Source organism: Cellulomonas sp. P4_B5_2 (genome assembly GCF_056402235.1).
The window spans coordinates 1-9,394 of record NZ_JBFUHU010000135.1; the positions used below are offsets into that span (position 1 = coordinate 1).

At 74.3% G+C, this 9,394-nt stretch carries 9 protein-coding genes; all 9 read left to right on the forward strand.

Annotation, left to right across the window (positions count from 1 at the left end):
• Positions 1 to 128: 128 nt before the first annotated feature.
• The 9 genes from AC1DUQ_RS11360 to lysS all read left to right on the forward strand — a co-directional run bounded on the left by AC1DUQ_RS11360 (position 129) and on the right by lysS (position 9,252).
• Positions 129 to 620, forward strand: a complete 492-nt coding sequence (locus tag AC1DUQ_RS11360; RefSeq protein WP_477060806.1) for a DUF3180 domain-containing protein — start codon at positions 129 to 131, stop codon at positions 618 to 620.
• Positions 621 to 640: 20 nt separating this feature from the next.
• Positions 641 to 1,162 (forward strand): PH domain-containing protein, encoded by a 522-nt coding sequence (locus tag AC1DUQ_RS11365; RefSeq protein WP_477059932.1) that lies wholly within the window; start codon positions 641 to 643, stop codon positions 1,160 to 1,162.
• Between the two features lie 137 nt (positions 1,163 to 1,299).
• Positions 1,300 to 2,808, forward strand: a complete 1,509-nt coding sequence (locus AC1DUQ_RS11370) for a PH domain-containing protein (protein ID WP_477073816.1) — start codon at positions 1,300 to 1,302, stop codon at positions 2,806 to 2,808.
• Positions 2,805 to 3,782, forward strand: coding sequence for a Rossmann-like and DUF2520 domain-containing protein (locus tag AC1DUQ_RS11375; protein ID WP_477059933.1), 978 nt, complete (start codon positions 2,805 to 2,807; stop codon positions 3,780 to 3,782). Before AC1DUQ_RS11370 ends, AC1DUQ_RS11375 begins: the two co-directional genes overlap by 4 nt.
• Positions 3,779 to 4,684, forward strand: a complete 906-nt coding sequence (gene panC / locus AC1DUQ_RS11380) for a pantoate--beta-alanine ligase (RefSeq protein ID WP_477059934.1) — start codon at positions 3,779 to 3,781, stop codon at positions 4,682 to 4,684. The genes AC1DUQ_RS11375 and panC overlap by 4 nt, the downstream gene beginning before the upstream one ends.
• On the forward strand, positions 4,681 to 5,133 hold the full coding sequence (panD, locus tag AC1DUQ_RS11385; protein WP_477059935.1) for an aspartate 1-decarboxylase: 453 nt from the start codon (positions 4,681 to 4,683) through the stop codon (positions 5,131 to 5,133). The genes panC and panD overlap by 4 nt, the downstream gene beginning before the upstream one ends.
• Positions 5,130 to 6,824, forward strand: a complete 1,695-nt coding sequence (locus tag AC1DUQ_RS11390; protein ID WP_477073815.1) for an L-aspartate oxidase — start codon at positions 5,130 to 5,132, stop codon at positions 6,822 to 6,824. Before panD ends, AC1DUQ_RS11390 begins: the two co-directional genes overlap by 4 nt.
• Before the next feature lie 4 nt (positions 6,825 to 6,828).
• Positions 6,829 to 7,722 (forward strand): carboxylating nicotinate-nucleotide diphosphorylase, encoded by an 894-nt coding sequence (gene nadC / locus AC1DUQ_RS11395; RefSeq protein ID WP_477059937.1) that lies wholly within the window; start codon positions 6,829 to 6,831, stop codon positions 7,720 to 7,722.
• Positions 7,723 to 7,731: 9 nt separating this feature from the next.
• On the forward strand, positions 7,732 to 9,252 hold the full coding sequence (gene lysS, locus AC1DUQ_RS11400; protein WP_477059938.1) for a lysine--tRNA ligase: 1,521 nt from the start codon (positions 7,732 to 7,734) through the stop codon (positions 9,250 to 9,252).
• Positions 9,253 to 9,394: the final 142 nt, after the last annotated feature.

The following is a 9,394-nucleotide window of genomic DNA, read 5'->3' on the forward strand; positions in this document are numbered from 1 at the left end:
GCACCGGACCGCGACGGCGTGCGCTGGCTCGCGCTCGACTGGCTGACCGCCCCGATCCCGGCGGTCGGCAACGACACCGCCGGCGTCCCGGCCGGCCCCCGACCGGGCCCGGAGGTCCTGGACGCGTGATGCACCGCACCCGCTGGCAGACCCTCCTGCTCGTCGCCGTCGCCGGGGCCGCCGTCACGTGGATCGTGCTGCGCGCGGTCGCCGGGCGCGGCGGCCTGCTCCCGTCCGTGCCGGGGCTGGTGGTGGCCGTCGAGCTGCTCATCGCCGCGGTCGTGTTCTCCATGGGCTGGGCCGTGCGGCAGTTCCTGCGCGGCAAGCGGCCGACGCTGGACCCCATCCGTGCCGCGCGCACGGCCGTGCTGGCCAAGGCGTCCTGCTACACGGGCGCGCTGCTCGCCGGCTGGTACGGCGGGCAGGTGCTCGCGCTGGTCAGTGACCTGGGCGTCCCGGGCAACCGCGGCCGAGCCGTCGCGGCGGGCGTCGCGGCGGGCGGCGCCGTGGTGCTCGCGGTGGTCGGCCTCGTCGTCGAGTGGTTCTGCCGGGTGCCCCCGCCCGAGGAGGGGACCGAGGCCGCGCGCGAGCATCCCGCACCGGACCCGACCGCCACCTGACCAGGTGGAATGATGGCCCCATGACCTCCGACGCCGCCCCGGCTGACCCTCGCAGCACGCGCGAGCCGTTCGACCCTGCCGACGTCACCTGGACGCCTGTGTCGCGGCGGCTCATCGGCGCGCGGCTGACCGTCACGGCGATCGTGCTCACCCCGATCCTCGTCCTGCTCGTCCTCATGGCGGTGCTCGTCGGCGAGGGCTGGCTGTGGGTGTTCCCCGCGGTGGTCGCGCTGCTGGCCCTGTGGATCGTGTGGTTGGTACCGCGCCAGGTGAACGCGATGGCGTACGCGGAGCGTGCGGACGACCTGCTGGTGCGGCGCGGCATCATGTTCCGCTCGCTCGTCGTGGTGCCGTACGGGCGCATGCAGTACGTGGACGTCAACGCGGGTCCGCTCGCGCGCAGGTTCGGGATCGCCTCCGTGCAGCTGCACACGGCGTCACCGGCCACGAGCGCGTCGATCGACGGGCTGCCGCCGCACGAGGCCGCGCGCCTGCGCGACCGGATGGCCTCCCGCGGCGAGGCGCGGCTGGCGGGGCTGTGACCAGCGCACCCGGCACGCCCAGCACACCCGGCACGCCCAGCGCACCCGGTGCGCCCAGCGCACCCCGTACGCCCGGAGCGCCCGGTGCGCCGGACAGGGAGACCGAGAGCGTCGACGACGTCACCGGCTGGCGCCGGATGCACCCCGTCACCCCGGCGCTCAAGGGCTGGAAGGTCCTGGTCGCGGTGCTGGCCATCGGCTGGTTCCAGGTGGGCGAGAACATCGAGCAGGCGATCGACCTCCTGCACGGCACGGCGTTCCTGCTGCTGCTCGGCGGCATCCTGCTGATCGGTCTGATCGGCTTCGGCTACTCGGCGGTCGCGTGGCGCGTGACCCGGTTCGCGGTCACCGACGAGGCCGTGCACCTGCGCACCGGCATCCTGTTCCGGCAGCAGCGCCAGGCGCGGCTCGACCGGCTGCAGGCGGTCGACGTGGTGCAGCCGCTGCTCGCCCGGCTGGTCGGGCTGGCCGAGCTCAAGCTCGAGGTCGCCGGCGGCAGCGGGTCCGCGGTGTCGCTCGCGTTCCTGCGGGAGGCCGAGGCGGAGGCGCTGCGTGCGGAGCTGCTCGCGCTGGCCGCGGGGCTGCAGCGCCCGGGGGCGGTGCAGGTGGCCGACGCCGAGCAACCGACCGCGGGCGCGGCGGTGCCGCAGCCGTTCGACGTCGCCCCCGAGCGCCAGGTGTACGAGCTGCCGATGGGTCGGCTGGTCAAGGCCACGCTGCGGTCCGGCACGGTGCCGACGCTGCTGCTCATCGTGGCCGGTGCGATCGCGCTGAGCATCGCGTCCCGGGACATCAGCGCCGCGTTCGTGCTCGTCGCGCCCCTGTTCGGAGCGGTGACGTACGTGTGGAGCCGGATCAACCAGGGCGCCAACTTCCGCGCCGCGATCTCGCCCGACGGCATCCGCCTGCGGCACGGGCTGACCGAGGCGCGCGCCCAGACGGTGCCGCCCGGTCGCGTGCAGGCCATCCGCCTGCGGCAGGGGCCGCTTTGGCGCGGACCCGACTGGTGGCGTGTCGAGATCAACGTGGCGGGCTACGGCCAGAGCGACCAGCAGCAGCGGGACACCGTGCTGCACCCGGTGGCCACGCGCGGCGAGGCGATGACCGCGCTGTGGCTCGTCCTGCCGGACCTGGGGGTCGACGACCCGACGGCGCTCGTCGAGGCCGCGATGACCGGCAAGGACACGGACGGCGGGTTCACGGCCGCGCCGCGACGTGCGCGCTGGGTAGACCCCGTCGGCTGGCGCCGGCACGGTGTGCGCGTCACCGACCGTGCACTGGTCACGCGGTCGGGTCGGATCTGGCGCAGCGTCGACGTGGTGCCGCACGAGCGCACCCAGTCGCTCGGTCTCGCGCAGGGTCCGCTCCAGCGGCGGCTCGGGCTGGCGTCCTTCGTCCTGCACTCCACCCCCGGACCGGTGGCCCCGAGCGTCCAGCACCTCGACGCCGGCGTCGCGGCGGCCCTGCTCGACGAGCAGGCGGAGCGTGCGTGGACCGCCCGCGCGTCCGCCACGCCGGAGCAGTGGATGCGCGCCGTCGGTGCGCCGACACCGACGGACCACGACCCGGAGCCGACGACGCCGCCGCCGACCGAGGCGCAGGCCGATGCGCCCTCGACGACCGGTCCGGCCGGAGCGGGCGCGTGACCCCACCGGACCCGGCGGACCGCCCGGGTCGGCTCGGTGTCGGGGTCATCGGGACCGGCCGCGTCGGTGCGGTGCTGGGCAGCGCGCTGCGCGCCGCCGGTCACCCGGTGGTGGCGGTCTCCGCGATCTCGGAGGCGTCGCGCGAGCGCGCGTCGACACTCCTGCCGGGCATCCCGGTGCTCGACATCCCCGAGGTCGTCCGTCGCTCCGAGCTGGTGCTCCTCACGGTCCCCGACGACGCGCTCCCGGACCTGGTGCGCGGGCTGGCGGACCTCGGCGCGTGGCAGGTGGGCCAGATCGTCGTGCACACGTCGGGGCGGTTCGGCGTCGACGTGCTGGGCCCCGCCCGCGCGGCGGGGGTCATCCCGCTCGCGCTGCACCCGGCGATGACGTTCACGGGCACGTCCCTCGATCTCTCCCGGCTGGTCGGCTGCTCGTTCGCGGTCACCGCGCCGGCCCCGGTGCTGCCGATCGGGCAGGCGCTCGTCGTGGAGATCGGCGGCGAGCCGGTGGTGCTCGCCGAGGAGGCCCGCGGCCTCTATCACGCTGCCCTGGCGCACGGCGCGAACCACCTCGTCGTGCTCGTCGCGCAGGCCGCCCAGGCGCTGGCGGCGGCGGGCGTCGCGGACCCCGGCCGCATGCTCACCCCGCTGCTGGAGGCCGCGCTCGACGGCGCCCTGCGCGCGGAGTCGACCGACGGACCCGGCGCCATCACCGCGCTGACCGGTCCGGTGCGGCGCGGGGACGCGGGGACGGTCCGCGAGCACGGTGTGGCCCTGACCACGTTCGCCGCATCCACGGGGGCGGTCGACGTCGTCGCGGGATACCGTGCCCTGGCGCGCTCGGCAACCGGTCGCGCACTGGCGGCGGGCCTGATCTCGTCGGCCGCGGCACAGGAGCTGCTGGACGGCATCAACGAGGACGCCGGGACGTTGCAGGTGGACGACGGGCCGGACCCGCAGGAGGACGAATGACCACGCAGACCCAGACGCCGACCCTCGTGCACACGCGCGAGGAGCTGGCGGCGGCGCTCGCCGTGCAGGACGTGCAGGCTGTGCCTCGCACCGAGGGCCACGCGGGTACCGCGCACACCGCTCGGCCCTACCGCCGGGCGGTCGTCATGACCATGGGTGCCCTGCACGCCGGCCACCTCTCGCTGGTGTCCCGCGCACGCGAGCTCGCGGACGCCGTCGTCGTGACGATCTTCGTCAACCCGTTGCAGTTCTCACCGACGGAGGACCTCTCCCGGTACCCGCGTGACCTGCACCGCGACCTCGCGCTGCTCTCCGGGCCCGGCCTGCTCGGTCCGGACGACATCGTCTTCGCCCCCGGTCCCGAGGTCGTGTACCCGGACGGCGACCCGATCGTGCGCGTGAGCGCCGGGTCGATCGGGGACGTGCTCGAGGGTGTGAGCCGGCCGGGTCACCTCGACGGCGTGCTCACCGTGGTGCTCAAGCTCCTGCACCTGACGCGCCCGGAGGTCGCGCTGTTCGGCGCCAAGGACGCGCAGCAGCTGGCCGCGGTGCGGCGGATGGTCCGGGACCTCGACGTGCCGGTGACGGTGGTCGGGGCGCCGATCGTGCGCGACGAGGACGGGATCGCCCTGTCCAGCCGCAACGCCTACCTGAGCGACGACGAGCGCCGGCGCGCCCTCGGGCTGTCCCGGGCGCTGCACGCCCGGGGGACCGCCGACGAGATCCGCAAGCGTGCCCGCCTCGCGATGCAGGAGACCGAGGTCGACTACGTCGGACTGGTCGATCCGATGACCTTCACGGAGGTCTCCGACGACTTCGCCGGTGAGGCCCTGCTGCTCGTCGCGGCCACCGTCGGGTCCACGCGGCTCATCGACAACGCGGTCGTGCAGGTGGGCGCGTGACCTCCTTGGTGCGCACGATGATGACCGGCAAGATCCACCGCGCCACCGTCACGCAGGCGGACCTGCACTACGTCGGCTCGATCACCGTGGACGCGGACCTGCTCGCGGCGGCGGACGTGCTGCCGGGCCAGCAGGTGGACGTCGTGGACGTCACCAGCGGCGCGCGGCTGACCACCTACGCCATCGCGGGCGAGCCGGGCTCCGGGCAGGTCTGCATCAACGGTGCGGCCGCCCACCTGGTGCACCCCGGGGACGTCGTCATCCTCATCGCCTACGGGCAGCTGTCCGACGCGGAGGCCCGCACCTACGAGCCGCACGTCGTGCTCGTGGACGCCCAGAACCGGGTCGTCGAGGTCGGGGACGACCCCGGCCAGGTCCCGGACGGCTGGTCCGGGCTGGAACCGAGCGGTGTGCCGTTCGCGCAGGGACGTGCGATGGTCGGGCGGTGACCCGCCTCGCCACCCGCCTCGCCGCGCCCGAACCCGGCTGGACGGTGGAGGCCGACGCGGTCGTCGTCGGCTCCGGCATCGCCGGCCTGACCGCCGCGCTCGAGCTGCGCACCCGCGTGCCCCGCGTCCTGCTGGTCACCAAGGACATCCTCGCGTCGGGCTCCACCGTGTGGGCGCAGGGAGGCATCGCCGCCGCCCTGGACCCCTCTGACTCCCCGTCGGCCCACCTGCAGGACACGCTCGTCGCCGGTGCCGGCCTGTGCGACCCGCGGGCGGTCGAGGTGCTGGTCACCGAGGGTCCCGCGCGGGTGCGGGAGCTCGTCGCTCGCGGCGCGGTGTTCGACACCACCTCGGACGGCAGCATCTCGCTCACGCGCGAGGGCGGGCACCACGCCGACCGGATCGCGCACGCGGGCGGCGACGCCACGGGCGCGGAGATCTCCCGCGCGCTGGTCGCGCAGATCGAGGCCGTGCGTGAGGACCCGGGCATCGAGGTCATCGAGCACGCGCTCGTGCTGGACGTGCTCACGGGTCCGCCGGGACCGGACGGCACCCCCGGTCGCGCGTGCGGCGTCACGCTCCACGTCATCGGGGAGGGGCAGCGCGACGGCGTCGGCGCCGCCCTGGGTCGTGCGGTCGTGCTGGCCACCGGGGGCATCGGCCAGGTCTACCGCTCCTCGACCAACCCGGCGCAGGCGACCGGCGACGGCATCGCGGCGGCGCTGCGCGCGGGTGCGGTGCTGGGCGACGTCGAGTTCGTGCAGTTCCACCCCACGGTGCTCTGGCTCGGCTCGGGCGTGAAGGGTCAGCTGACGCTCGTCTCCGAGGCGGTGCGCGGTGAGGGTGCGCTCCTGCTGGACACCGACGGCGTCCGGTTCATGCCTGACGTGCACCCGATGGCGGAGCTCGCCCCCCGGGACGTCGTCGCGCACGCGATCGTGCGACGGATGGCCGCGACCGGGTCGGACCACGTGTGGCTGGACGCGCGGCACCTCGGCGACGACTTCCTGCGCGCGCGCTTCCCGACGATCAACGAGCGCCTGCTCGAGCACGGCATCGACATGACTACCGACCTGGTCCCGGTCGCACCCGCCCAGCACTACCACTCGGGCGGAGTCGTCACGGACCTGGTGGGGCGCACCAGCCTGCCCGGCCYGTACGCGGTCGGCGAGGTGGCCTGCACCGGGGTGCACGGCGCCAACCGGCTCGCGTCGAACTCGCTGCTCGAGGGCCTGGTGTTCGCCACCCGGGCCGCCCGGCACATCGCCGCGCAGGTGCACCAGGGCGCGCTCCCGCCGCTCACCCCGGTGCCCAGGCCCGGTGACGAGGCGCTGGTCGCTGCGGCGTCCCGTGCGCGGGTGCAGCGGATCGCGTCGGACGGACCGGGACCCCTGCGCTCCGGCGACGGGCTGCGCCGCGCCGTGGCCCAGCTCGCGGCGGTGCCCACCGACGCGCACCTGCGGACCGACGAGGGGCGCCGGCTGGCGGCTCCGCAGGTGGCCGAGTGGGAGACGACCAACGTGCACCAGGTGGCCACCGTGCTGACCGCGGCCGCGCTCGAGCGCGAGGAGAGCCGCGGCGGGCACGCGCGCAGCGACTTCCCCGACACGGAGCAGGCCTGGCAGGTCCGGCTGGAGCTGTCGCTCGACGCCGACGGCGACCTGGTCTCCCGACGCGCACAGATCGGCTGACGCCATGACCGCACTCGACCCCGCCTGGCTCGCCCGGACGGTCGCGATCGCCCTCGACGAGGACCTCGGCCCGGAGCCCGGCCGGGACGTCACCACGCAGTCGACGATCCCGCCGGACGCGGTCGGCGCCGCGGACCTCGTGGCCCGTCAGGACGGCGTGGTCGCCGGGCTGGTGGTGGTGCCCGAGGTCGTCGGCCAGGTCGCCGCCCGGCTCGGGCTGGCGGTGCCGACGGTGGACCAACGTGTGCAGGACGGCACCCGGGTGACCCGCGGTGACGTGCTGGCCGTGCTGCGCGGCCCCGTGCAGGTGCTCCTCGTCGCCGAGCGCACCCTGCTCAACCTCGCCTCGCGCGCGTCCGGCGTCGCCACCCACACCCGCCGGTGGGCCGACGCCCTGGACGGCACGGGCGCCCAGGTGCTCGACACCCGCAAGACGACCCCCGGCCTGCGCGCGCTGGAGAAGTACGCGGTGCGCTGCGGCGGCGGCACCAACAAGCGCATGGGCCTGTACGACGTCGCGATGGTCAAGGACAACCACGTGGTCGCCGCGGGCTCCGTCGCGGCGGCCGTCGCGGCCGTCCGGGAACGCTTCCCCGACGTGACCATCCAGGTGGAGGCGGACACCCTCGCGCAGGCCCTGGAGGCGATCGCCGCCGGCGCGCGGTTCCTGCTGCTCGACAACATGCCGACGCCGTTGCTCACCGAGGTGGTCGCGGCGGTGCGGGCCACGGGGGAGGCGGTCGAGCTCGAGGCCACCGGCAACCTCACGCTCGACCGCGCGCGGGAGGTGGCGGCGACGGGGGTCGACTACCTGTCGGTGGGCGGGCTCACGCACTCGTCGCCGATCCTGGACCTGGCCCTCGACCTGGAGCCCGGACCCACGGGACCGCGCCGGTAAGATCGCCCGGTGAGCGAGACGCCCCAGAGCACCCCTGCCCCCGACGACGCCCCCGAGCAGCTCCGGGTGCGGCGCGAGAAGCGGGATCGGATGCTCGCCGCAGGCATCGAGGCGTACCCGGTCGGCGTGCCGCGCACGCACACGATCGCGCAGGTCCGCGCGGAGCACCCCGAGCTCGAGCCGGGCCAGGAGACGGACGACGAGGTCGGTGTCGCCGGTCGCGTCGTGTTCGTCCGGATCGGCGGAAAGCTCTGCTTCGCCACGCTGCAGGACGGCGAGGGCAACCGGCTGCAGGCCATGTTCAGCCTGGCCGCCGTCGGTGAGGAGCGGCTCGCGGCGTTCAAGACCGACGTCGACCTGGGCGACCACCTGTTCGTGCACGGCCGCGTGATCGCGTCCCGCCGCGGCGAGCTGTCGGTGTTCGCCGACGAGTGGCAGATGGCGGCCAAGTCACTGCGCCCGCTGCCGAACCTCTACGAGGGTGTCGAGCTGTCCGAGGAGGCACGGGTCCGGCAGCGGTACGTCGACCTCATCGTGCGGCCGGCGGCGCGCGAGACCGCCCGCCAGCGCCCGGCGCTCATGCGCTCGCTGCGCGACAACTTCCACCGCCGCGACTTCATCGAGATCGAGACGCCGATGCTGCAGACGCAGCCCGGCGGCGCGTCCGCCCGGCCGTTCATCACGCACATGAACGCGTTCGACATGGACCTGTACCTGCGGATCGCGCCCGAGTTGTTCCTCAAGCGGGCGCTCGTCGGCGGCATCGAGCGGGTCTTCGAGATCAACCGGAACTTCCGCAACGAGGGCGCCGACTCCACGCACTCCCCGGAGTTCGCCATGCTCGAGGCGTACGAGTCCTACGGCGACTACGACACCATGGCCGCCCTGACGCGCGACCTCGTGCAGACCGCGGCGCAGGACGTGCTCGGCACCACCGTGGTCGTCCTGCCGGACGGCGAGGAGTACGAGCTGGGCGGCGAGTGGGCCGAGCTGACCATGTACGGGTCGCTGTCGGAGTCGCTGGGCGAGCAGATCACGCCGCAGACCGGGCTGGACGCGTTGCAGGTGTACGCCGACAAGCTCGGCATCGAGGTGGACCCGAAGCGGCTCAGCCACGGCAAGCTGGTGGAACAGCTGTGGGAGCACCAGGTGGGCGACCACCTCTTTGCGCCGACATTCGTGCGTGATTTCCCGGTCGAGACCAGCCCGCTCGTGCGTGATCACCGCAGCGTCGCCGGTGTCGTCGAGAAGTGGGACCTCTATGTGCGCGGGTTCGAGCTGGCGACCGGCTATTCCGAGCTCGTCGACCCGGTGATCCAGCGCAACCGCTTCGAGGCGCAGGCGTTGCTGGCGGCGGCTGGCGACGACGAGGCGATGCGCGTGGATGAGGACTTTCTCATGGCCGTGGAGTACGCGTTGCCGCCCGCCGGGGGCATCGGGCTCGGGATCGACCGCTTGCTCATGGCCCTCACCGGTCTGGGTATTCGCGAGACCATCCTGTTCCCGCTGGTGAAGCCGTTGCAGTCATGAACCCGCTGCTCACCGCCCTGGCGGCACTCCTGCCGTCCATCGGTGTCGGTCTGTTGTTCTGGTTCGCCATCCGCGCGCTCGTCAATGCGGACCGCACCGAACGGCAGGCAATGGCCAGAATGGATGCCGCGGAGCGTGACGC

Bases quoted from the DNA above. Each gene is read 5' to 3' on its own strand.
- AC1DUQ_RS11370 (WP_477073816.1), top strand. From the start codon at position 1,300: ATGCACCCCGTCACCCCGGCGCTCAAGGGCTGGAAGGTCCTGGTCGCG.
- panC (WP_477059934.1), top strand. From the start codon at position 3,779: ATGACCACGCAGACCCAGACGCCGACCCTCGTGCACACGCGCGAGGAG.
- nadC (WP_477059937.1), top strand. From the start codon at position 6,829: ATGACCGCACTCGACCCCGCCTGGCTCGCCCGGACGGTCGCGATCGCC.
- AC1DUQ_RS11365 (WP_477059932.1), top strand. From the start codon at position 641: ATGACCTCCGACGCCGCCCCGGCTGACCCTCGCAGCACGCGCGAGCCG.
- AC1DUQ_RS11360 (WP_477060806.1), top strand. From the start codon at position 129: ATGCACCGCACCCGCTGGCAGACCCTCCTGCTCGTCGCCGTCGCCGGG.